A 24,605-nucleotide genomic window follows, 5' to 3' on the forward strand; every position below is an offset into this window, starting at 1 on the left:
TCCATTAATGTATTCTCAGAAGATGCGGACAAGCTGAATATGTAACAACAGGTGATAAAAGGCACACGCTCAAAACACTCAATGTCTATATCGGATGAAAGACACCGGTAATGTAGATGCACCTGACTGTTTTTAATAGCACCACAGAACTATCCTTTACGCCCTTATTATTTGACCCTTTGATCCTGAAAGTCCGCTTGCCCAACCCCCAATTTACCGGTGCAGCCCTTCGTGCTCAACATTGGAATTTTCAACCTGAATCGTTGTGTGACGGATTCCGAAACGTTCATCGATCAGCCGGATTGCCTGCTGCAGAATGTGCTGGCTGTCCCCTGCATCATCAATGAGCAGATGACAGCTCAGAGAGTCCATCCCCGATGTAATCGTCCAGATGTGGAGGTCATGTACGTTAAGAACACCGTCGATCTGCTCGAGAGCCGCTCTTACGGACCGCTGGTCGATGTTCCCAGGAGTACCTTCCATCAGAATATGCAGGGCGTTTACGAACACACCCCAGGCTCCTCGCAAAATCAGAAGGGACACTGCCACACTAATGATCGGATCCGCAATATACCAGCCGAACAGCCACATCACGAGACCCGCGCCGATCGCCCCGATGGAACCAAGCGCATCACCCAGAATATGCAGGTAGGCACTTCGCAGATTAATGTTGTTTTTCACATCACCCTTGCTCATCAGAAAATAGGCGCTCAGCAGATTGGCCAGGAGACCTATCAGCGCGATTACCATCATCGAGCCGCTTGATACAGCTGGCGGATTCGCGAAGCGCTCAACAGCCTCCCACACGATGAAGCCCGCAATGACAAACAGCGATAACCCGTTAAACAGCGCCGCCACAATTTCAAAGCGGTGGTAGCCGTAAGTTTTCCTTGGAGAAGCCGGCCTGGCCGCGAACCACACCGCAACCAGACTCAGGATAAGCGAGCTGCTGTCACTCAGCATATGCCCGCTATCCGACAGAAGGGCTAGACTCCCGGTAATCAGACCTCCGAAAAATTCCAGCAGCATGATGCCAAACGTAATCGCCAGAGCGATTATAAGCCCCTTCTTGTTCCCTTCTAAGTCAACATGGTGATGGTGTCCATGATGTCCATGATGTCCATGATGTCCATGATGTCCATGATATCCATGATGTCCGTGCTGATGTCCATGATGGTGTGTGTGGCGGTTTTGCTCTCCGCGGCTATGACTGCCGCTGTTGCTGTGGTTTTGGCAGCAGCTGTCCTCAGGCCCATGAGTATGACCGTCATGTGTGTGTTTAACCATCGCCCCGTCCTCCTCTACCTATGCTCCGCGTGGTCGATGGCCTGCCTTAGCAGCGAAATGACATGGGCGTCATCACAGCTGTACAGCATGGCCGTGCCCTCACGGCGGTACTTTACAAGCCTCATCGCCCTAAGCGTAGCCAGCTGATGCGAAACTGCCGATTGCGATATCTCAAGCACTTCAGCGATATGGTTGACCGAACACTCCTCCTGGGACAGCATATACAGAATCCGTATTCTTGTCGGATCGGCAAGTGCCCTGAAGATCTGTGAGACATCCAGCACAACCTCAGGACGTAAGAAAGAATGCTCTTCAGCTTTCATAGTCATACCACCTCATAACAAAATATAACTCATATATGAGCATATGCTCATATATGAGTTATATTACATTTAAGCTCCTGTGTCAACTAGCCCGTTTCGTCCTTCGCAGGGAAGGGCCGGCTCACGTATGAACCTTGCGGTAATGAGCCGGCGGCACACCCGTAGCTTTCTTGAATGCCGTACTGAAATAATGCTGGGTCTCATACCCGATCCGCTGGGCAATTTCATTCATGGACAGATCGGTGTCATGCAGCAGCCTGATGGCTTCCTTGATTCGCATCTCAGTGAGCAGTGTGCTGTATGAAACACCGGTCTCCTGCTTGAACAGCCTGCTTAGATAAACAGAAGATACGCACAGCTCGGCAGCAACAGCCTCGAGACTCAGCTCCGGCTCGGCATAGCGCTCAGCGATAGCCGCCTTGGCGCGCCGGATTAACGGGGACAGCTTGGCCGACTTGAACACATCCGCCTTCGCTTCCGCATAGCACTTGTACACATCGGTCAATCCCCCTGTATTGGCGGCTAATCTGGCCTGAACCTGAATATTCAGGCAGTCAGATACCGCAGTTCCTATTCTCTCCCATGCCTCTTCGTCCGGCTGCTGCCAGAACAGCAGCACGATCATGCCAAAGTCATCGCGGTAATGAATGAACCGGCAGGAAGCCAGCACCTCCTCCACAATATTCTCAATCGCGAAGAGCAGCAGCTGACGGTCCTTCTCGGACAGGAACTGCTTGCCCTTGGAGCCTTCAGGCCAGCGGATCACGCCTACCGCTTCCGGCGGCCGGACCGGCATATCCAGGAAGGCCAGCTGCTCCCGGAGCTCCTCCTCGGACAGCTCGCCGGCTATCCATTCGAGGCAGAATCTCTCCCGCAGCATGTCCATATTCTTCTCAAGCTGCCTGGAGGCGAGAGCCATCCGTTCCTCCTGCTGCTTATCTGCCCTAAGTCTGGCCGCAGTCTTCTCAAGCAGCTCCAACAGCTGGCCCGGATTTACCGGCTTGAGCAGATAATCATCCACACCGAGCCGGATTGCTTCCTGGGCATAGCCGAATTCATCATGTCCGGTAATAATTATAATTTTGCAGGAGGGATGCTGCTCACGCAGCTTGCCGATCAAGACAAGGCCGCTCATGATCGGCATGTTCAAATCAACCAGTGCAATGTCCACTTTTTCCCGAAGAGCTATCTCCAGTGCTTCCTCCCCGTCTTCCGCTTCCCCGGCAATGGTCAGGCCAAGCTTCTCCCAGGGTACAGAGCCGCGAATGCCTTCCCTGATAATCGGTTCGTCATCGGCAATCAACACCTTCCACAGCTGCTCCTGTTCCACTAGTCTTCTCCCCTTCCTTCCTCCAGCAGCGGATGCCGGATCGATACGGCCGTCCCTTTGCCCGGTTCGCTCTCCACCTCTATACCGTAATCCCATCCGAAGGCGAGACGGATTCGTTCCTGAATGTTTACAAGCCCGTATCCGCCAGTTCCTTCCTGCGCCGGTTCTCCATGGCTCTGCCGCCGCTCCAGCTTGCCTGCCCTATCCAGCTGAGTACGGAGGGACTGCAGGGCTGCCGCATCCATGCCCGCTCCATCATCCTCCACAACAAGCAGCAGGCTCTTACCCTTTACAGCTGCGCGAATACGAACCATTCCCGGCCCCCTCCGCTCCTTAATGCCGTGATAGATAGCATTCTCGACAATCGGCTGCAGCGTCAGCTTCGTCACCAGCAGGTGACTGGACTGCGGTTCTGAATCAATCGAGTAGCTGAGCTTGTCCTTATACCGGGTCTTCTGGATTTCCAGATAGCTGCGAATATGGGCAAGCTCGTCCTGCAGCAGAATCAGCTCCCGTCCTTTGCTGAGCCCTATGCGGAACAGGCGGGACAGCGACTCCACCACCTCCGCAGCCTGAGCCGCCCCGTCCTTGCGGGCCAGCCACTGGATTGTATCGAGCGTATTGTACAGAAAATGCGGCTTGATATGGGCCTGCAGACTTCGCAGCTCCGCTTCGCGCTTCTGACGCTGTTCCTCCCCGACCTGTTCCAGCAGCCGGTTGATCTGCGTAAGCATGCCGTTAAAGCTGCGTCCGAGTATGCCCACTTCGTCCTGGCGTGTACCCGGATAGCGGATCGTCAGATTCCCTTCTTCCACCTTGCGCATGGTGGAGGCCAGCTGTGTGATAGGGCGGGATATGGAATAGGACAAATAATAAGAAGCTGTGATGCCGAGCAGACAGGCCGCGAAGACGAAGATCAGCAGGAACAGGTTGATCTGCCTGACCTCGGCCGCCGATTCCCGCACATCGAATACCCCGACTGTTGCCCAGTTTGTAAACGGCGAACGGGCATAGATGAATTGAAAGGAACGGTCACCGATCTTCTCGGCAAACGTTCCTGACATATCCTTCAGCTGATCCTTATCCAGTGATGCCGCAACGGAATAGCGCGGCGCATAGATGCTGTCCCCCTTGTCATCGACGACCATGAGGTAGCCGGATTTGCCAAGACGCACATCCTTCACGGTCTCCGCTATGACGCGCAGCTTCAGATCAATCAGCACGACACCAAGCGGCACCTGACGCTCAGGGTCCAGAATGGCACGAACGACAGAGACAACCTCATCGTCCCTGTAGTTTACATGGGTGATGACATTGCGCTCTGACGGATGGCCAATCATCTTGAATATGCCCTTCGCTGCTACCGCTTCCTTGTACCACTGCTCCTCGGTCAGGCTGCGGCTGGTTCGGGCATACATTTCATTGCTGATGTAATCACCATGAGCACCGACGACCATAATGCCGGCAATCTCCGGGTAGAGGGTGGTGAAGCCCTGCAGGAACTTCTTGGTCTCGTACCGCTCATTCCCCTGCTCCAGGGCTGCCTCACCCTCTTCCAGAAACCGGATAATAGAAGGATTGAACGATATAAAATACGTATGATTCTGCAGATTCTGCGCGTAGAAATCCAGGGACTGGCTTACACTGCCGATCAATCTTGCGGTCTGGCTGTTGACCTGCTTGCCGATAATGGTATCAGTCGCCCAGGCAATCAGTCCCCCGATTGTGGCTGCAGGCAGTATGCTGATCAGAATAAAATGAAGGATGAGCTTGTACCTGATCGGCCAGTTGTTAAGCGCAAGCGGATTGTTTCGCATCGATGTCATCCTCCCGGTCTGCTGGCGCATGATTCATTTGGCGTAATAGTCGTCCACACTGCCCTGTGTCACGATGGATATACCAGTGTCCACATACACAGGAAGCGGCGGAACCCGGCTGCTCTTCCGCTCTGCCCCTGGCTGTGCGATATCATGCTCAAGATGGAACAGATGCATCAGCGCCCAATACCCCATGTTCCATGTTCCCTGGGCGAGAGTCGCCGCTATAGTCCCTTCCTTCACCATATCCAGGGTGCCCTTATCCGTATCGAAGCTGATAATCCTGACCTGCGGCAGCATTCCTGCCGACTTTACGGCCCGTCCGACGCCAACCCCGCCATTGGCTTCCGTAGCGAAGACTCCAACCAGCTCCGGGTATTCCGCAAGCAGCGAACGGGCTACCTCTTCCGATTCAAGCTGGTCACCTTCCCCGTCTGTTACAGCCACGATATCGATCTCCGGATATTCCGAGTCAATGACCGAGCGGAAGCCTGCTGTCCGTTCCTGATGATTCAACTGGCCGGGCCTGGTTACAACTGCCACGGCCCCCCGCTGCCCAATCAGCTCCGCCATCTTGTGCGCAGCCGCTTCACCCGCATTGTAGTTGTCTGTCCCAAGGAATGAGTAGGCTCTGCTGGACGGAGCGCCCGAATCGAACAGCACAACAGGGATTCCAGCCTCAACCGCCTTATCAATCGTCGGCACCAGCGCCTCCGGGTCCATCGCCGATAATGCAATGCCGGCAGGCTTGCGGGCGATGACCTGCTCCAATACCGTAATCTGCTCGTTGATATCATACTGGGTGGCACCCCGGTATTCGACTGAAACACCGAGCACCTGGGCAGCATCCTCGAAGCCCTTCAGTCCGGTCCTCCAGTAGTCAATGCCCGACTGGAAGGTAACCATTACATATTTTTCTTCCATGGTGCCCTGCAGGCGCTCGTCTGGAGGAAGACCCGAATCAGCCGTTAGGCTCCGGAAGTAGAAGAAGTACAAGAAAATCATAAAGCCGGCAATGAGCAGTGTGTACAGCAGCAGCATTTTCTTCATCTCGTACGCCCCTCGACTTGAAATGACAGTTCCGCTTCTATTATACAGCGCCTGCAGCATTGGTAAATCGCAATCATTTCCATTGCCAGCCGGCATATGCCTTAAGCTGTCTTGTTTTTGTTGTAGAGATCGAAGGCAACAGCGAGCAGCAGCACCAGACCTTTAATGCCCTGCTGCCAGTCAATGCCCAGACCGACCAGCGACATCCCGTTATTCATGACTCCCATTACGAGGCCCCCGACAATAGCGCCGATTACCGTTCCCACACCGCCAGTCGCTGACGCGCCGCCAATGAAGCAGGCTGCAATGGCATCCAGCTCGAAGTTGACGCCCGCCTTCGGCGTGGCAGCACCAAGCCTTGCGGCGAACACCAGACCAGCCAGCGCGGCCAGGACGCCCATATTGACGAACACCCAGAACGTCATCTTCTTGGTCTTCACCCCGGACAATGCCGCCGCCTTCTCATTGCCGCCAAGGGCATATATATGACGTCCCATGATCGTCTTGCGCATGAAGAATGTGTAGATCACAATGAGCAGGAACAGCATAACAAGGATATTAGGAATGCCCGCATACGAAGCCAGCACATACGTAAACAGATTAATAATGACCAGCAGAATGGCTAGCTTGCCGATGAACAGCGGCAGCGGGAGTACATCGAAGCCGTAACGCTGCTGCGTCATCCTGCCCTTCCACTCGAAGAAAATGAGGATCAGCGAGACAGCCACCCCTGCCAGCAGCGTTACCATATGAAAGCCATAGTCTCCCGGAATATCCGGTATGAAGCCCGCACTCATCTTCTGAAAGGCGCGCGGGTAACCGGATATCGACTGTCCCTCAAGCACGATCAGCGTAAGCCCCCTGAACAGGAGCATGCCGGCCAGCGTGACAATGAACGACGGGATGCGCACGTAGGCTACCCAGAAGCCCTGCCAGGCTCCAATCAGAGCTCCCATCAAGAGGGACAGCAGCATCGCCGGTACAAAATGCATCTGCCATTCCACGATCATGATCGCAGACATGGCACCAACGAAGGCCGCGACCGAGCCGACGGACAAGTCGATATGACCGGTAATAATGACAAGCAGCATGCCGATTGCCAGAATAAGAATGTAGCTGTTCTGCAGAATCAGGTTCGTAATATTAATCGGCTTCAGCAGGATCCCGTCCGTCAGGATCTGAAACAGCAGCATAATGAGCAGCAGAGCAATAAACATGCCGTACTGCCTAATATTTCCTTTGAATAGCCGGCCCAGCGACCAGCCGGTCTGTCCCTTGGATAATTCCGCTCTCATTTCACACCAGCCCCCTTGCCCTTAGTCATCCACTTCATTAACACTTCCTGAGTGGCATCCTTACGCAGTACCTCGCCGGTAAAACGCCCCTCGCTCATGACATAAATCCGGTCGCACATCCCAAGCAGCTCGGGCAGCTCCGAGGAGATCATCAGGATTCCCTTGCCGCTGTCGGCCAATTGATTGATGATTGTATAGATCTCATATTTGGCTCCGACGTCAATTCCGCGTGTCGGCTCATCCAGAATCAGCAGGTCGGGATCGGTAAAAATCCATTTGCTCAGCACGACCTTCTGCTGATTTCCGCCGCTCAAGTTGCCGGTCTTCTGCAGAATGCTCGGCGTCTTGATCGCCAGCTTGCGCCGGAAGTTCTCCGCCTCCACGACTTCCTGGTTATCGTTCACCACCAGGGACTTGGAGATCTTCCCCAGATTAGCCAGCGTCGTATTCCGCTTGATGTCATCCATCAGAATCAGGCCATAATGCTTGCGGTCCTCTGTTACATAAGCTATCCCGTCTTCGATCGCCTGTGACACATTGCGGAAGATGACCTCCTTGCCGTCCTTGAACAGCTGTCCGCTGATGCGTCCGCCGTATGCCCTGCCGAATATGCTCATCGCAAGCTCCGTTCGTCCCGCTCCCATCAGCCCCGCTATCCCAACGATCTCACCACGCCGGATCTGCAGATTGACACCGTCAACGACCTTGCGCTCCTGCTGTGCCGGATGATGGACGGTCCAGTCCTTTACCTGGAAAAACACCGGTCCGATCTTCGGCTCACGCTCCGGGTAGCGGTGCGTAAGATCCCGTCCAACCATGCCCTTAATAATCCGGTCTTCATTAATGCTGTCCTTCTTCATATCAAGCGTCTCAATAGTCTGTCCGTCCCGCAGGATGGTAATGGAGTCGGCCACCTTCGTAATTTCATTCAGCTTGTGCGAGATGAGAATGCAGGTAATCCCCTGCTGCTTGAAGCTCAGCATCAGATTGAGCAGATTCTCGCTGTCCTCCTCATTGAGTGCCGCGGTCGGCTCATCGAGGATAAGCAGCTTCACCTTCTTGGACAGCGCCTTGGCGATCTCCACCAGCTGCTGCTTGCCGACACCGATCGTGGACACAACCGTGTCCGGCTGCTCATGCAGCCCCACGGTTTGCAGAAGCTCCCGCGTCTTGACGATCGTGTCATTCCAGTTGATCACGCCCCGGCTTGCCCGCTCATTGCCGAGGAAAATATTTTCCGCTATGGACAGCTGCGGGATAAGCGCCAGCTCCTGATGGATAATGACAATGCCGAGCTCCTCGCTGTCCTTAATATCCCGAAACTCACAAGCCTTTCCCTTGAATAAGATATCGCCGCTGTAAGAGCCATGCGGATAGACACCGCTGAGCACCTTCATCAGCGTTGACTTGCCGGCCCCGTTCTCGCCCATCAGCGCGTGGATTTCACCTTCCTTCACCTGAAGATTGACATCGCTCAGCGCTTTAACACCCGGGAAGGTCTTGGTAATGCCGCGCATTTCGAGTAAGATGTCCGCCATAATATTCACCCGCCTTCCTTAACTTGTGCCGCTTGCGTGCGGCCGCTTCTCACTCTAAGGGATCTAAATATCTGAACACGGCCTGCCGGACTGTTGAGCGTCTGCATACGGATTGCGGACAGCCGAAGCAGCTGCCCGCGTATCCTGCCTGCCAGCAAAGCCTGCTTCCTGTTCCTTACTTCAGCTGGTCTTCACTGTAATAGCCCGCCTCGACGAGCACTTCTTTATAGTTATCCTCATCTACGGATACCGGTTCGAGCAGATAGGCTGGCACGACCTTTACGCCGTTGTCATAGGTTTCTGTATCATTAACTTCCGCTTCTTCGCCCTTCAGCAGGCTATCAGCCATTGCGACGGCTTTCTTCGCCAGCTCCCGCGTATCCTTAAAGACTGTCATCGTCTGCTCGCCTGCCATAATGGATTTGATTGAAGCGAGCTCTGCGTCCTGACCGGTAATAATCGGCATTGGCTTGCTCTCGGAACCATAGCCGACGCCCTTCAGGGAAGAGATAATACCAATACTGATTCCGTCATACGGTGACAGTACGGCATCAACTTTTTCCGAGGAGTAGTAGGCACTGATCAGGTTGTCCATACGGGCTTGGGCGGTTGCGCCATCCCAGCGGAGGGTAGCTACCTGTTCCACATCCGTCTGTCCGCTCTGTACAACAAGCTGGCCTTTATCAATGTAAGGCTGCAGGACGGACATTGCGCCATCATAGAAGAAATACGTATTGTTATCGTCCGGAGAACCCGCAAACAGCTCAATGTTGAACGGACCCTTGCCTTCCTTCAGTCCAAGCTTGTCCTCCATATAGGAAGCCTGCAGCACACCCACCTTATAGTTATCGAAGGTTGCGTAGTAGTCGACATGCTCGCTCTGCTTGATCAGCCGGTCATAGGCAATGACCGGAATTTCAGATAGCGCGGCTTTATCCAGCACATCCGTCAGCGCTTGGCCGTCGATCGGTGCGACGACAAGCACATCAACACCCTTGGTAATCATGTTCTCAATCTGGGATACCTGATTCTCCACCACGTCCTCGGCATACTGAAGATCAACCTCATAGCCCAGCGACTCAAATTCCTTCTGCATATTGGCCCCGTCACTGACCCAGCGTTCAGAGGACTTGGTCGGCATGGAAATCCCGACTTTACCGCCTGAGCCTTCTGCACTGCCGCCTGCTCCACCGCTGCTCTCTGTACCTCCGCCGCTGTTTCCGCATGCGGCTGTCCAAACCATCACTACAACCAGCACGATCATTGTAAGCGTTCTCTTCATCATGTAATCGAACCCCTCTCTTCATCATTGGCTGCCGCTGCCGCAGTCTGGCTGCTAACCGGCTGATATCAGCATAAAGGACTGGAGGGGTCCCGGTCTTTCCAATCTGTTAACGGTTTTTTATACTTTTTCAACCATTAGGCCCGGAATCCGGGAGTTCTGAATAAGCAGGTGGAAGGAACGCCCATACTAACGAAGATTCGGGCATCGCTCTCTTGGGGTAATGTGGGGTATATCGGATTTTCAATAAGGAGGCAACGGTCATGAAGGATAACAACGAAATCAAACATTCACTCGCCACCGAACGTGATATTGATCCGGGGTTCGGCTTGTTTGAAGATAACCGCGTAAGCCAGGCAGTACCAGACGCAGAGGAGGAGCTGCTAAGCAGCTATCCCGAGGAGAAGGTGCGGAGGGAAGCAGCAAGCGATGAGTCAGGCGAAAGTATTGCGGACGTCCCGGATGCGGACACGATAGCCGCCGGAAGCCCGGTGGACCCTGCTTCACCCCATGATCACTTTCATGGAACAGACCTGCTGAATGGAGCCGGGGCCGATCCGGGTGAAGAGAAATTCGACCGAAGATTCGATACCGTCCGTGACAACCGGGAAGAGTAAAAAAAAGCACCGCATGGAGTGAACTCCTCTGCGGTGCTTATTACGCGTATGTACATTATGAAGCGACAGACTCGTTGGCATGCGCCGATGCTGTATAACGGAACAGCCAGTACCCTAGGAACGCATAGATAGCCGCCTTCAGCAGCCCCGCGAATGATAAATCCGTGAACGGGAACAGCGTGACAACCGCATAGATCCACATGGCGTAGGGCACATAGTTGATATTGCGGGATACGAGTGTGATCCATATGCCGAGCAGGAAAGTCTGATCCGACAATGCGGCAAGCGGAATATCATAGAACAGCGTATTCAGTGCGTTGATGCCGTCGTAGCTGTCCCAGAATAATCGATAAAGCAGCGTCCGGAGCGTAATGAGTCCAAGACTGCCGAACAAAATATGCATATCATACTGACGGATAAGATGAAACCATCTGAACTGCTCAAACCATTTGCGCAGATGAATTAATACATTGGAAAATTGCTGCACTACTGATTGCCCTCCCTGATACGTTCATTCTTGTAATTGATTTGTCTTTATACTAAAAGTCGCTGCCGCACTGCGCACAAAACTGCGTATCCGCCGCTGCTTTATAGCCGCATTTGGGGCAGCTCTTCTCATTCGTGATGAGTCTGATCTCCAGCAGGTTGGCCTGAATCTCTTCCTTCAGCACATTGACCCGGTCAACAAGCGGGGCCCATCTGACGGCCAGGTCGGCATTCAGTCCGGCTGTGCCGCCGCCGCTTGTTTCCGCCTCATACACCATTCGTCCAATTTCCTGCAAATGCTTGTCGATTTCCCCCTGCTTGGAGCTGTTCTGCATCTTCAGCCGGTTTACCTCAACAACAATCTTCGCCTTGTTCCCAGCTTCCTTCACACCTGACTTGAACTTATCCATGAAACTCACGGCCTGACTCCTCCTCGCTGACTTCCTGTACAACCCCATGTCGAAAAAGGGTTGATTCTGTCTGTTTTCACGCTGCCTTCCCACTATACCTGTGCTGAAGCCCGCGCACAATGACCATCTGCTTAAATTTACCTAAAAAAGAAGCAGACAGCGGTTTTCCGCTGCCTGCTCCTTAATGAAATCCTATGTTCAATTAAGCTGCCTGCTTGCTGCTCTCGCGCACGGTTACGACAATGGTTTCGCTTGATGTAACACCTGCCGCATTTACAAGCTCACAGCGGTAGCTGTATTCTCCCGGTGCTTTATCCGCAAAGGCCGTTTCGGCCTTCTGGGCGGATGGCGTTGCGGCTGTCAGCTGCTGTGTATCCACCAGCACGTCATTCTCATACAACCGGTATTCCGTGGCGTTTGTCCCCCACCACATATTCATCGTTACCGTGTAATTGCCGTCACGATCCCAATTGTCCTGGAACAGGGCCGGCTTGCCGGGATTCGCGTCCTTGACAACGACCACATGCTCCTGGCATGCCGTCTTGCCTGCTGCGTTCACCAGCTCACAGGTATACGTATATGTACCGTTCACCTTGCCTGTTACTTCATAAGACGCCGTCTGGGCGGACGGAGAAGCCGCTGTCAGCTTCTGCGTGCTGACCAGCTCGCCGTTCTCATACAGCCGGAACTCCGTGCCGTTCTCTCCCCACCACATGTTCATGGTGATCGTGTAGCTGCCGTCACGAAGTCCATTGTCATGGCCATTGTTATCTCGCAATACCGGCTTGCCCGGCGCCGCTGCAGGAGTCTGAATAACCTCATGCAGCGTTATATCGGATAAGCCGCGCGGCTTAAGCTGGTAGACACCTTTAAAAATAGCGGAAACACCAGTAATGTCGAGCACATCACCCTCTTGATAGGGGAAATCTTCCAGACTCAGCCCTGTCCGGACATCCACGCGGACATGCGTGCTCACGCCGTCCTTGACCGCGTCGAACTCGAAGGAGCCGGAAGGACTGGCTGTTATGATATTGCTTACAACCACACCGCTGAGTGCAATCAGCTGGCCTTGGTTAGCATCGTTCACGCTATCTGCCGGTGCAGCTGCCGGAAGCTCTGCCGTACCTGTCTTCTCAATGGCCGCAACATCTGCCAGCTCGAGCTCCGTATTATACAGCGTCAGCGGGGCTGTAATCTTGAGCACATCCCCTTGTTGAAATCCGCTTTGGGTTTGATAGACATAGATGCCGCCTGTCTCATCCTGCAGGTAGAAGGCTTGTCCGCCAAAAGAACCGGGCACAGTGGTAACTGTGCCCTCCACGGTAACGACTGTGCCAACCGACTTGCTTCTGGCATCCGCAATTGTGCTGAGCGCCGGAGCCGGATTCCCTTCTGCCGGAAGCGGCTCGGCCGGAACATTAGCAAGCGTAACGGATTTTGTCAGCAGGTTGCTTCCATTTTGCCGGAGGCGAAGGTTCGCCGCTCCGCTTGTACCCGGCTTGATGCGGACTGTTAAATCCTTATACGCACGGCCTTTGCTGTCAGAGGTCGCACTGAATGCGCTGCTGTATCCGTAAGCTGCCGGCCAGCTGCCGTTCTCGTTCTGAACCTGGGCAACCTGCGTGCCGCCCGCCAAGTAAATACCGGCGCTGAGTCCCGAAACTGTCGTATTCGCTGGCAGATTCTCAATCAGCACACGAATCTGGAAGGTCTCAGCGTTAGGCAGCTGAGCTTGATGCACGAAGCTGTAGACAGGATTCTGGACGACAGGACCCTGACTGCCGTAAGAACCCGGCTTGAACGTCGAAGGATCCCACCACTTGTAGCCTGCCGCTGGCGCAGACCATGGCTCAGCCTGCGGCTCCGTGGAGGCCGCCGGTTCTTCGAAGGCCAGCAGCTTTGTAGCGGTATCCAGCTTGAGGCCTTCTACCTGCTCCAGGCTTGTATAGCTCTCCTGCTCGGACAGCCAGTTAATCAGATTCACAAGCAGCACGCCGTCATCAACTTCCTTGAAGCCATCATAGGTTGTCTTCTTGCCGCCTGTCTCTTCACGCAAATATTTAGGCGTAGCATCCTCTACCGGTGAGGAATCCCCGATGAAAGCCGCCTTGCCTGCTCCCAGCTTGGATACCGCTACATAAGGCCCTTCTGCAATGCCGCCCCCGTTATATACACCCTGGTCCACGGCATGCGGCCATGCTTCATTCGTCTCAGGCACATAGACGATGCCCTTTGCTTTTGCCGGGTCCGTAATAGCAAGCGTGGAACCGGCATGCATCGCAACCGCCGATACGCCTTCCGTGATACCGAACGCCTGGTCAGGCGCTACGATCTGATTCGCTGTGACGTTGCCGAGCGAATTGTAGCGGAAGCGGACACCGAACTTGGTGCCGAGCCAGTCAGAGCTTACGACTCCCTGCATCGCAGCCGAGTTCTTTTCCTCTGTGCTCATGCCCTTGGCTGGATCTTCCCATGCGCCGCGGCGGTAGCCGTTGAACGCCTCCGAACCGTCCCAGCGATTCTTATTCCGGTCTGCATTATAATGATCGCCGATGAAGAAGATGCTGCCGCCGTCCATGACATACTGCTCCATGGCTGCCTGCTCGCTTTGCTTAAACGGAACATTAGGCTCCGCAATAACGAAGACGTCATACGCCTTCAGGTCGTCATACGTAAATGGCCCCGTCTTGCGCAGCTCTTTCACATAATAACCGTCATTAGCCAGTGCGTTCGCAAAATCCGAAAATCCGCCGTCGATGACCCAGTCGGCTGCGCCGGCTGTCTGGGCGTGTGTGTTGTCGAAGAGAACCTTCTTACCCGCGTTAGCATTAACTACCTTGGGCTCAATGTAAGGCGCTGGATCTGCCGGGCCTTCCGCCTTAACCGGGGCCAAACCGCCAGGCAAGCCCGTTACAAGGGTAACCGCGACCGTCAGGGCAACTAACCATTTCGACCACAACGTATTACCTTTTCCTGCTTGTCTCATCATTACCTCCTACTAATCGCTAAATTGCACTGCGCCACCATTCTATCATGGGATTCTCCCAACAGATGATATAGATTTTGTAAATTGGCAGCGTCCGGAACACTTATTCATTTATCCCTCATTTAAGCTTCATAAATGGTCGATTTATGACATCTCTCCGATTCCCTTCTACATTTATCGACAGCCCCAAAAATCGGTGATATAGTAAATCTAGCTTGATTGGCTTTGGCAAATGAAGGATTGATAGACGGCTGCCTGCTCCATGGATTCCGTCTCTTATTCCCTCCAGGGCTAAAGTTACTTTCGCTTCCATATACCTGTATGGAGACAACATTTTACGATGAGGTGATCGATCTTGAGTACAAGTAATCAGAATAGTCCGAATAAACTAACTACAAGCACAGGTGCTCCCGTAGGCGATAACCAGAATTCGCTGACTGCCGGACCGCGCGGGCCGGTCTTGATTCAGGATGTACACCTGCTTGAGAAGCTTGCTCATTTTAATAGAGAGCGTGTGCCAGAACGAGTCGTGCATGCCAAGGGTGCAGGAGCACACGGCTATTTTGAGGTAACCCAGGATGTATCCCGCTACACCAAAGCAGCGTTTCTCTCTGAAGTCGGCAAGCGGACGCCTATGTTCATCCGGTTCTCGACCGTTGCCGGTGAGCTCGGCTCAGCCGATACGGTACGCGATCCCCGCGGATTTGCCGTTAAATTCTACACCGAAGAAGGAAACTATGATCTGGTTGGCAACAACACGCCTGTCTTCTTCATTCGTGATGCGATTAAATTCCCGGATTTCATCCACACCCAAAAACGGCATCCCCAGACCCACCTGAAAAACCCGAATGCCGTATGGGATTTCTGGTCGCTCTCACCTGAATCGCTGCACCAGGTTACTATCCTGATGTCCGACCGCGGCATCCCGGCTACATACCGCCATATGCATGGATTCGGCAGCCATACCTTCAAATGGGTCAATGCGGAAGGCAAGGGCGTGTGGGTGAAGTACCATTTCAAGACAGAGCAGGGTATCAAAAATCTGGATGTTAACGTGGCGGCAGAGATTGCAGGCACGAATCCCGATTACCATACCGAGGACCTGTTCAACGCCATCGACAAGGGAGACTTCCCTGCCTGGAAGCTATATGTTCAGATCATGCCGCTGGAGGATGCGGATACCTACCGGTTCGATCCGTTTGACGTAACGAAGGTATGGTCCCAGAAGGACTATCCGCTGATTGAAGTGGGACGCATGGTGCTGAATCGCAATCCGGAAAACTATTTTGCAGAAGTCGAGCAGGCTACCTTCTCGCCTGGCAACTTCGTTTCGGGTATCGAAGCATCACCTGACAAAATGCTGCAGGGCCGCCTGTTCGCCTATTCGGATGCGCACCGCTACCGCGTCGGCGCTAATCACAATACGCTGCCGATTAACCGTCCGGTGGCCGAAGTGCGCAATAACCAGCGTGATGGCCAGATGCGTGCCGACGGCAACGGAGGCTCCTCCACCTATTACGAGCCGAACAGCTTCGGAGGACCAACTGAATCGCCTAAGGACCGCATTTCACCGTTCGAGGTGTCGGGTTATGCGAACAGTACAGCTTATGATCATGACGACCACTACACGCAAGCCGGTGACTTATACCGTCTGCTGAGTGAGGATGAGCGCACTCGCCTTGTCGCCAATGTCGTCGGCGCTATGAAGCCGGTTGAGCATGACGAGATCAAGCTGCGTCAGATTGCCCATTTCTACAAGGCTGACCCCGAATACGGACAGCGTGTAGCCGAAGGACTCGGACTGCAAGTACCCAAGGCCTAATATTATTGTCATCCGCGATACTTAACTGAACAAACAAAGGGGGTGTCCCATAAGTCATTCAAAATGACATGGGGCACCCCCTTGTTTATAATATGGAGTCAGCCTCTCTGTTATTGCTGTATGGAATGCTTACTTTGCTGCACTCCAGCCGATGTGAACGCCCTCGCGGTCCTCGCGAACCGGGTAGGTTCGAACCTGACCGCGGTCCGGTGCTTGAACTTCTCCGGTTGGCAGGTGAATCTTCCAGTCGTGCAATGGCTCATACAGGTACTCTCCACTGACAATACCTTCTGTCAGAGGGCCGCCCTTCTGGTGAGGGCTGGTGTTGTCTACAGCGAACAGTCTGCCATCTGCCAGGCGGAACACAGCTGCTTCCTTCGTTCCCGCACGTACCGTCTTGCCGACCAGTGAAGGGAATTCATCCGCCCCTCCGATGCGGGTCTCAACGATTACATTGCCAGCCGCCTGAGCGCTCAGCTCAGCTCCGTCGACCTCAAGCTCAATGTTCTCGTAGAATGTCTTGCGCAGGCTGCCTGTCTCGCGCATGACCTTCCAAGGATCAGCTACCATCGCCAACGCTTCTTCCACCCTCAGAACAAGTGCCTTCCGGTTCTCAATGTTATTCACGATGGCTTCAGACACAGCCTCCAGACCGACGCGCTCTACCCAATCCGATGTACGCTCTGCGTAGTTAGCCGTTTCCCGATAGTATTGGATGAATGCTGCCGATATCTCCATCAGCTCTTCGTCCGTCTTGACCTTGCACAGCAGATCGGCTTCACGCATCTTGATGCCGCCGTTGCCGCCAACATAGATTTCCCAGCCGCCGTCATTGCCCACGATACCAAGATCCTTTACACCCGACTCCGCACAGTTCCGCGGACAGCCGTTAACAGCCATCTTGAACTTCGCGGGCATATCGAGACGCTCGAATTTCTTCTCCATATCAATGCCTACGCCGATCGAATCCTGGGTGCCGAAGCGGCAGAAGCGTGAGCCAACACAAGTCTTAACGGTCCGGATCGACTTCGCATAGGCATAACCCGAAGGCATGCCGAGATCCTCCCAGATGTGAGGCAGGTCTTCCTTCTTGATGCCCAGAAGGTCAATCCGCTGGCCTCCTGTCACTTTTACCATACCGACATGGTATTTGTCAGCTACATCTGCGATACGCCGCAGTTCATCCGGTGAGGTAACACCGCCGTACATCCTTGGTACGACGGAGAAGGTGCCATCCTTCTGGATGTTGCCGTGCAGACGTTCGTTAACGAAACGCGAATCACGTGCTTCCTCATATTCAGCCGGATAGACCATTCCGAGATAATAGTTCACCGCAGGGCGGCATTTCGAGCAGCCCTCAGGATTGCTCCAGCCAAGCACATTCATAACCTCTCGCACATGCCGCAGTCCCTTGTCGCGGATAGCTGCGACGATTTCCTCGCGGCCCATTGTCGTACAGCCGCAGATCCCTGCCGGCTTGGCAGCAGCGGAATCGAACGAATCACCCAGCACATGGGACAAAATTTGCTCAACGAGCGGTTTGCATCCGCCGCACGACCGGGTCGCCCCTGTTGCCGCCTTGATTTCATCCACGCTTGTCATGCCCTGGTCCTTGATACAGCCGACAATCGCTCCCTTGGTCACACCGTTGCAGCCGCAGACAATCTCATCATCTTCCATTACAGCTGCCAGGTTGGCAGGCTGGCCGCCGCCGTAGCATCCGCCGCCGCCCATTAATGCGGCATGAATATCGGCTGTAAGCTCAGCCTCTTCCCGAACCCACTTCTGAAGACGCGATGACTCCGTTACGTCACCGAACAGGATTCCGCCGACGATCTTGTCATTCCGAAGCAGCAGCTTCTTGTAGACCCGCTTCCAGTCATCCCGCATGCTGACGACCCGAAGGTCAGGCGCATCCTGGAATTCCCCTGCGGAAAATACATCCACGCCAGAGATCTTGAGCTTTGTTGAGGTAACCGAGCCCTCATAAGGTGCAGTCTCGGCCTGTGCAAGACGCTTCGCCAGAACCTGGCCCTGCTCAAACAGCGGGGCTACAAGACCGTAGCATACACCACGGTGCTCGCAGCATTCACCTACCGCGTAGACATCCGGTGCGCTCGTCAGCATATAGTCATCAACGACTATGCCACGGTTGATGCCGATTCCGCTCGCTGCAGCAACCTCCGTATTCGGCTTGATGCCGACAGCCATGACGACAAAGTCCGTCTCCAGCTCTGTGCCGTCAGCAAATTGGAGCGCCTTAACACGTCCGTTCTCGCCCCGCACGCCTGCTGTCTGGGCTCCCATTCTGAACTTGAGCCCCTGACGCTCCAGCTCGTCCTTCAGCATACCCGAAGCTGCCGGGTCCAGCTGGCGCTCCATCAAGTCATTCATCAGATGGACTACCGTTACATCCATACCAAGGTTGTTCAGTCCCTTGGCAGCTTCCAGACCAAGCAGCCCTCCGCCGATTACAGCCGCCTTGCCGTATTGTCCGGCTGCTTCCTTCATCATTTCACAATCTTTAATGTCCCGGAAGCCGACAACGCCTTCCAGGTCCGCGCCCGGCACTGGCAGTATGAACGGCTTGGAGCCTGTTGCCAGAATCAGCTTGTCATAGCTTTCCTTCCGTCCATCGGCGGTGTAAACTTCTTTAAGCTGTGTATCCACCCTGGCCACTGTCGTGTCGGTATACAGCGTAATGCCGTTCTCCTTATACCAGCTCCAGTCATTCAGTACGATCTCGTCAATGTTCTTGCTGCCCTCCAGTACGTAGGAAAGCATAATACGGTTATAGTTCGGATAAGGCTCACTGCCGAAGATCGTAATGTCATAACGCTCCGGTGCAAGCTTGAGTATATGTTCGACTGTTTGAATGCCCGCCATGCCGTTGCCGACGAGTACCAGCTTCTTCCTGTTGTTGTTCGTCATAATGTCCGGTGCCTCCTTGTTTGCTTAGCATAACCACAGTATAAAGAAGCGGGGATATGCGCGATGTGATAAATCACACACGTCTCCCCGCCTCCTGCTTGCAAACCCGGAAGCTGTAACAATTTGGACAATGATCTTACTTCGCTGCCCTGCAGCCATCCCGCATTAGTGATGGCCTACAGGTCTTGCAACGGGCGCCGCTTCACCGGCCTCGACTGCTTGCGTACGTTTCCTGGCTTCAGCCTGTTTGCTCTTCACGGGCGAAATCAGCCAGTACATGGTTCCAACGAAGAAAGCTCCGCCCACTATATTCCCCAGTGTAACGGGTATCATATTATGGAACCAGCCAGCCAGTGTAATGGTATCCGGATGCGGCAGCATCAGCGCCAGACTCAGAACCGTCATGTTGGCAATGCTGTGCTCATATCCGGATGCGATGAAGGCGAACAGCATCCAGAAGATCAGGATCAGCTTGGCTGTATCCTCCTTCGCCCGCATGGCCGTCCAGAGCGAGAGACAGACCAGCCAGTTGCACAGAATGCCCCGGAAGAACGCTTCAGAATAGCTGAGATGCATCTTCTTGGCTGCTGCTGTGAACAGCAGGCTGCCCGGCTCCACGTGAGCAAACAATCCGGTGCCCAATATAAGCAGGCAAAAGAACAGCGCGCCGGCCAGGTTTCCAAAATAACAGTAAAACCAGTTGCGGAGCGTATCCTTCCAGGTTGTCTTGCCTGCAAGTGTAGCCATCGTAAAATACATATTATTGCCGGTGAAGAGCTCTGCTCCAGCGAACACAACCAGCGTCAGTGCAATCCCGAACGACATGCCCATCAGCATCGACGTTACCGGAGACCCGGCAGCCGCGAGCGGGGCGCCAATAGTAAAGATCAGGATGATCCCGATCCCCACGTATACTGCTGCCAATGCTGCCGCAAGCAAATACCGCGGCCTGCTGGAGTCCAGCAGCTCCTTCTTCTCAACAGCCTTCTTGATCGCCGCTTCAACGGTTTCTTTAAACATTCGAACACTCTCCCCTTATCAGTCACCAACAGCTTGCCTGCCTGCTGCCGTATCTGTGCACTCTTGTCCGGTGCCGAAACCCACTAGGGCCGCTGAAGATGAGTTGTTAGCATAGTCACAGTATAGAATATTTGGAACTATGAGTATGTGAATCAATTCACAATCTTTTATTTCTCCACAGGCGGTCATCAATCCCCTTGTAAACAACTGAATTCCTGAGATTATAGGAGCATTTGGCAGTTCCTTTCAAGTCTGTGATCTGGTGCACATTTGCTGATAAATAAAAAAAGAGCCGTCCGGCGGTTTCTCACATGCCGTGACAAGCTCTTTTGTCCTATACCATTCATGCTACACACTCTTCTTCGTCCACCGGTTGGCATAGGCTGAAGCGCCGTACGATTCCGGTTTTACCCTTGCCGCATAAAGTCCCATTGCTTCGACCCGGTCCACCATCTCTTTCACATACTGTGAGGTCTTATTGATCGTCGGGTGTGTGCCGGCATCAATATCGATAAACAGCTCCAGAACTGCACCCTTATACAGATACGGGAGAAGCGTTTCCTCCATCTCCTCCAGTATTCCACCCATGAAGCATGCGGCGATTTCCTGTGACAAGGAGGTTTCGACAGCCAGCTTCTCGCGTATAGAGCGCAGCTCTCGAGGTACAACTACCTGACGATAGCAGGCCCAGGCTCCTTTGCCCATCCGGCGTATGATGATGCCAGTAACGAACTTGGTATGACCGCGAAACACTTGACTGTCCGTCCCGATAACAAAATGGTATTCACTTTGCGGATCCTTGCCCATAAAGGCCAAAATCCGTTCCTTAACCTGCTCCAGCGTCATTCCGCTTTCTGACACATTCTGAAACACAAGCTCGTCAGACCTTACAGCCTTTATTTTCCGCTTCATCATCATCACCTGCACACATTTTCTAGTAAAACGTGCAATAAGGCGGCTGCGACTACTGCTGCATGTTCCAGGATTTACATCCCGGCTGTTTTATCTTATGCTGGATTCACTGGCACCAATAATTTCCATTCTAAGAAATGGCTTACCAACAGTGTGGCCAAAGCCAGGTGCATTATGCGCCGCACCAGACAACTAACATGTGGTAAATGGCTTAGCCCCGCTTAACCGGTGCCGGAGGATAACCGATTCTAAAGCAGGCAGGTGGAGAGATGGAATGGCTTAATAACTATGAGGAAGATTTGAGACGGGTATTTGCCCGCGTGAAGGATGTGGCTGCCGGCTTTCCCGCACCGCTCGATCGGGAGAGTCTGTCATACCTGAGCCACTTTGATCCCTGTCTGGAGCACAGCAGCAAGAACTATATCTGTTACCTACTTCCATTCTGGCTAATGGGACAAGCTGATGTCAAGCCCACCGTCTGCCGCGACCTGGCCGCCGCCAACGTTATGGCCATGCTTCACTTCTTCATTATCGACGACGCGATGGATACGGATGACGGCAGGCGCTGGCTGTATTTACCGGCAGGCCAGCTGTTTTACGAGGCGTTCCAGGACTGCTACAGACAGCATTTCCCCGCGGCTTCCCCCCTGTGGGAGCTTTACAAAAACTATATACGGGACTGGGCGGAGCAAGTCGTTTCGGAACGGATTAATGGCACCTCACCCGGCGACTGGGCCGCAATTGCCCGCAAAGCCGGACCGCTCAAGCTCTCCTCATCGGCTGTGCTGCTATTAAGCGGAGCAGGCGACCGTATCCCTGATATCTCTGAAGCGGTAGATCTTGTACTTACCACCCTGCAGCTGGCAGACGATTGGGCGGACTGGAAGGATGATCTGAATGTGGAGGGCAATAATGCGCTGCTTGCGCTGATCCGGGAGAAGCTCCAACTGGGGAAAGACGAGCGGTTAACAGCAGAAGCTGTCAAGCAGGCTGTTTATGTCGATAAGGCTCTGGCAGACTATGTATCATTGGCTAATCTCAATCGGGAACGTCTAGCCCAAATCGAGAATGCTCCCGTGCATCTAACCGCATTTCATGACTATATTTGCAACCGGCTTGAAGAGGATGCCAAGCAAATAGAATCCAGCCGTATGATGCTTGAGCAGGGAGGCTTGTCCTACTGGTTATCTAAACTAGTAAAATAATGGTAGATAGCTTTATATATTCATGATATACTAAATTTGTAATAAAAATCTATTTTATGGAAGGGGTATGTGTATGACAGCTGTAGCTATCCAATCGGAGATTATCCAAAAGGCCTGGTCTGACCCAAGCTTCAAGCAGAAGCTTCTGACTGATCCGGTTGCAGCCGTGAAAGAAGCCTTCGGCATCCAGTTTCCCGAGTCGGTAAAAATCACGGCCGTCGAAGAGTCGGCGGATAACGTGTATCTTGTTATTCCGCCAAGCCCTGCGAAGCTTAACGATGGAAAGTCAGGCGCCAACGCCGTCTGGTAAGGAGCTTCTGTCAACAGCCGGAAACTTAACGATAGCTTCTGTTCCGGCCCCTTTCTTACTCTTAAATTCGATTGTTCCATTCATAACCTCAATGATGCGGAAGGTAACCATAAGACCAAGTCCGGTACCCTTCGTCTTCGTTGAAAAGTAGGGCTCTCCAAGCTTGGAGAGCTCTTGCTCATCCATTCCCTCGCCATTGTCGAAGATATGGACAACCACCTTGTCCTTGGCCTCGTATGCCCAAACCTGTACGCATCCCTTGCCATTCAAGGCTTCAACACTATTCTTCATCATATTGATGAAAGCCTGCTTGAACTTGGAGGAGTTGCCCATAATGAGCAGATCTTCCGGGATATCAACAACCAGCGATGCGCCCAGCTGGGTGGCAAGCGGCGATAATATGCCTTCTATTTGTTTGATTTCCTTGGCTACATTCAGTACAACCAGCTCATCGAGCTCCGGCTTGGCGAAGGTCAGGAAGTCAGTAATAATCCCCGACGCCCTGTCCAGCTCATCAATTGCCATCTGCATATAGACTCGGTTCTGATTATCCGTCCTCTCTGACAGCAGCTGGAGGAAGCCCCTCGTTACCTGCAGCGGATTGCGCACCTCATGGGCAACAGATGCTGCAAGCTCGCTAATGATCTGCATCTTCTCAGTACGCTGCAGCTTATGGTTGAACAGCTCCAGCTCCTTGGAATAAGCAAGCAGCTTGTCATGATCGGCAGCGATCCGGCGCGCAAGCAGAACCACAAGCGTGCCAATGAGGCAGATGACCCCGATTTTCCATAGAAACAGCTCATAATGGGTGGAACGGAAGTAGAAGATCGCCAGGTCCGCGATGCTTGCAACCGCTACCATTGCTATACCCACGGACAGGATAACGGCATCCTTGTTCCCTTTAACAGCATTTAGCAGCGCAAGGGCGGTCAGCAGAACAAATTGGAGAATCATGGCGATTCCCATTATCGTAACCGTAAAGAAATAGTAAAGGTTATAGAAACGGTCCTCCGTCAGCACATTAAATACCAAAAAGACGATGCTGAACAGGGAATAACCCATCTGGAACATCCAGAATTTGCGGATAACCGGATACTTGCCTTCAAATACACGGTCAAAGAAATACGTTACAGAAGGAAGAAGCACAAACAGCGATACATCAAACAGCAGCAGGATCGAATGGCCATACTGCCCGAATAGCATATAGGTGATCGGCGAATAGACAACGAGGAGGACACCTGTCGAAAGCGCGACAAGACACAGTGAGATCCAGATATCACGCTGCCGCCGTGTCAAAAACCCAGAACACACCAGCATAATGCTCGCGATGAAAACGACCGACCCGCCAAGCAGCAGATCGGGCAGGTCCCGTTTGACATAGCTTTCGGAAAGTGCCGTTAAATCACCGATGCGAATCTCGGATTGAATGCCGATCCGGTCGCTCATCGTCGTCAAGCCGACTAAATATTCTCTGTTCCCCAGGTCCTTGTCCAGCGGGAGCAGCAGCTTGTTATTATCAAACATGAAGGTTCGATTGCTCTCATAGACAAGCCGGTTATTGTTATAAACCTTGATATCATGGCCGTACAGCTTATCAATAAGCAATCCGGGCCGTTCAAGGCTGGTTGGGGGTACCGTGAAACGAATCCATGCACGATTAACACCATCGGGCCTCACCGTGACCGGATGATCGGCGGTCACGAGTATCCACTCACCACTCTCTATGGAAGCGTGCGGCGCATAGGCAGGTTCATTATCCGTGATCCACTGCAGCTGCCACTGCGTAACAACCGGGCCCGGCGGCTTCCTCTCAGTAAGCAAAAAAGAAGGAACCGACAGAGCGGCTACAATAACAATAAAGAGGAGAAAAGCCAGTCCCGTCAGCTTGGGCACGATGAGATAGAACCCCCTTGTTCATGAGAGCCATCAAGCGGCATCACGTTAGTAGTCTCTGTATGATGTTCGACGAATCCGCCTTTTCTCC

General features: G+C 53.4%; 19 protein-coding genes. 4 read left to right on the top strand and 15 right to left on the bottom strand.

Annotated features, from left to right (window positions below; genetic code table 11):
* Positions 1 to 213: 213 nt before the first annotated feature.
* From DNH61_RS18580 to chvE, 8 genes are all read right to left on the bottom strand, one after another.
* Positions 214 to 1,287, bottom strand: coding sequence for a cation diffusion facilitator family transporter (locus tag DNH61_RS18580; protein WP_111148177.1), 1,074 nt, complete (start codon positions 1,285 to 1,287; stop codon positions 214 to 216).
* Positions 1,288 to 1,301: 14 nt separating this feature from the next.
* Positions 1,302 to 1,610, bottom strand: a complete 309-nt coding sequence (locus tag DNH61_RS18585) for an ArsR/SmtB family transcription factor (protein WP_111148178.1) — start codon at positions 1,608 to 1,610, stop codon at positions 1,302 to 1,304.
* Between the two features lie 121 nt (positions 1,611 to 1,731).
* Entirely contained in the window at positions 1,732 to 2,940 is a 1,209-nt protein-coding gene (locus tag DNH61_RS18590; protein WP_245948246.1) for a response regulator transcription factor, read from the bottom strand.
* Positions 2,940 to 4,757: a cache domain-containing sensor histidine kinase gene (locus tag DNH61_RS18595; RefSeq protein ID WP_111148180.1), complete on the bottom strand. Its 1,818-nt coding sequence runs from the start codon at positions 4,755 to 4,757 to the stop codon at positions 2,940 to 2,942. The genes DNH61_RS18590 and DNH61_RS18595 overlap by 1 nt, the downstream gene beginning before the upstream one ends.
* 33 nt (positions 4,758 to 4,790) lie before the next feature.
* Complete coding sequence (locus DNH61_RS18600) at positions 4,791 to 5,807, bottom strand: substrate-binding domain-containing protein (RefSeq protein ID WP_111148181.1); 1,017 nt, start codon at positions 5,805 to 5,807, stop codon at positions 4,791 to 4,793.
* A gap of 101 nt (positions 5,808 to 5,908) precedes the next feature.
* Positions 5,909 to 7,102, bottom strand: a complete 1,194-nt coding sequence (gene mmsB, locus DNH61_RS18605; protein WP_111148182.1) for a multiple monosaccharide ABC transporter permease — start codon at positions 7,100 to 7,102, stop codon at positions 5,909 to 5,911.
* Positions 7,099 to 8,640 (bottom strand): multiple monosaccharide ABC transporter ATP-binding protein, encoded by a 1,542-nt coding sequence (gene mmsA / locus DNH61_RS18610; protein WP_111148183.1) that lies wholly within the window; start codon positions 8,638 to 8,640, stop codon positions 7,099 to 7,101. Before mmsA ends, mmsB begins: the two co-directional genes overlap by 4 nt.
* A gap of 175 nt (positions 8,641 to 8,815) precedes the next feature.
* Positions 8,816 to 9,922, bottom strand: a complete 1,107-nt coding sequence (gene chvE / locus DNH61_RS18615) for a multiple monosaccharide ABC transporter substrate-binding protein (RefSeq protein ID WP_111148350.1) — start codon at positions 9,920 to 9,922, stop codon at positions 8,816 to 8,818.
* Positions 9,923 to 10,185: 263 nt separating this feature from the next.
* Between chvE and DNH61_RS18620 the strand changes: the two genes are divergently transcribed.
* Positions 10,186 to 10,539, top strand: coding sequence for a hypothetical protein (locus tag DNH61_RS18620; RefSeq protein WP_111148184.1), 354 nt, complete (start codon positions 10,186 to 10,188; stop codon positions 10,537 to 10,539).
* Between the two features lie 55 nt (positions 10,540 to 10,594).
* Here DNH61_RS18620 and DNH61_RS18625 read toward each other — a convergent pair whose 3' ends face one another.
* The 3 genes from DNH61_RS18625 to DNH61_RS18635 all read right to left on the bottom strand — a co-directional run bounded on the left by DNH61_RS18625 (position 10,595) and on the right by DNH61_RS18635 (position 14,421).
* Entirely contained in the window at positions 10,595 to 11,026 is a 432-nt protein-coding gene (locus DNH61_RS18625) for a hypothetical protein (RefSeq protein WP_111148185.1), read from the bottom strand.
* 52 nt (positions 11,027 to 11,078) lie between these two features.
* Positions 11,079 to 11,444, bottom strand: a complete 366-nt coding sequence (locus tag DNH61_RS18630) for a zinc ribbon domain-containing protein (protein ID WP_111148186.1) — start codon at positions 11,442 to 11,444, stop codon at positions 11,079 to 11,081.
* A gap of 193 nt (positions 11,445 to 11,637) precedes the next feature.
* Complete coding sequence (locus DNH61_RS18635) at positions 11,638 to 14,421, bottom strand: chitinase N-terminal domain-containing protein (RefSeq protein ID WP_111148187.1); 2,784 nt, start codon at positions 14,419 to 14,421, stop codon at positions 11,638 to 11,640.
* A gap of 355 nt (positions 14,422 to 14,776) precedes the next feature.
* On the opposite strand from DNH61_RS18635, the gene katA reads away from it, so the two are divergent.
* The gene (katA, locus tag DNH61_RS18640) at positions 14,777 to 16,243 is read left to right on the top strand and encodes a catalase KatA (protein WP_111148188.1); all 1,467 of its coding nucleotides are present in this window, start codon (positions 14,777 to 14,779) and stop codon (positions 16,241 to 16,243) included.
* A gap of 129 nt (positions 16,244 to 16,372) precedes the next feature.
* On the opposite strand, the gene nirB is transcribed toward katA, so the two are convergent.
* The 3 genes from nirB to DNH61_RS18655 form a co-directional block, all read right to left on the bottom strand.
* Entirely contained in the window at positions 16,373 to 19,174 is a 2,802-nt protein-coding gene (gene nirB / locus DNH61_RS18645; RefSeq protein ID WP_111148189.1) for a nitrite reductase large subunit NirB, read from the bottom strand.
* A 165-nt stretch (positions 19,175 to 19,339) separates the two neighbouring features.
* Positions 19,340 to 20,194 (bottom strand): formate/nitrite transporter family protein, encoded by an 855-nt coding sequence (locus tag DNH61_RS18650; protein ID WP_111148190.1) that lies wholly within the window; start codon positions 20,192 to 20,194, stop codon positions 19,340 to 19,342.
* A gap of 348 nt (positions 20,195 to 20,542) precedes the next feature.
* Positions 20,543 to 21,106 (bottom strand): ribonuclease H-like YkuK family protein, encoded by a 564-nt coding sequence (locus tag DNH61_RS18655; RefSeq protein WP_425452275.1) that lies wholly within the window; start codon positions 21,104 to 21,106, stop codon positions 20,543 to 20,545.
* 269 nt (positions 21,107 to 21,375) lie between these two features.
* Here DNH61_RS18655 and DNH61_RS18660 point away from each other — a divergent pair, with 269 nt between their 5' ends.
* Positions 21,376 to 22,311: a hypothetical protein gene (locus DNH61_RS18660; RefSeq protein WP_111148192.1), complete on the top strand. Its 936-nt coding sequence runs from the start codon at positions 21,376 to 21,378 to the stop codon at positions 22,309 to 22,311.
* 73 nt (positions 22,312 to 22,384) lie between these two features.
* Positions 22,385 to 22,621 (top strand): NHLP leader peptide family RiPP precursor, encoded by a 237-nt coding sequence (locus DNH61_RS18665; protein WP_111148193.1) that lies wholly within the window; start codon positions 22,385 to 22,387, stop codon positions 22,619 to 22,621.
* Here DNH61_RS18665 and DNH61_RS18670 read toward each other — a convergent pair.
* Positions 22,598 to 24,514 (bottom strand): MFS domain-containing histidine kinase, encoded by a 1,917-nt coding sequence (locus DNH61_RS18670; RefSeq protein ID WP_111148194.1) that lies wholly within the window; start codon positions 24,512 to 24,514, stop codon positions 22,598 to 22,600. The two genes, DNH61_RS18665 and DNH61_RS18670, sit on opposite strands and share 24 nt — an antisense overlap.
* Positions 24,515 to 24,605: the final 91 nt, after the last annotated feature.

This window comes from Paenibacillus sambharensis, from assembly GCF_003233845.1.
GTDB classification, from domain to species: domain Bacteria; phylum Bacillota; class Bacilli; order Paenibacillales; family Paenibacillaceae; genus Paenibacillus_I; species Paenibacillus_I sambharensis.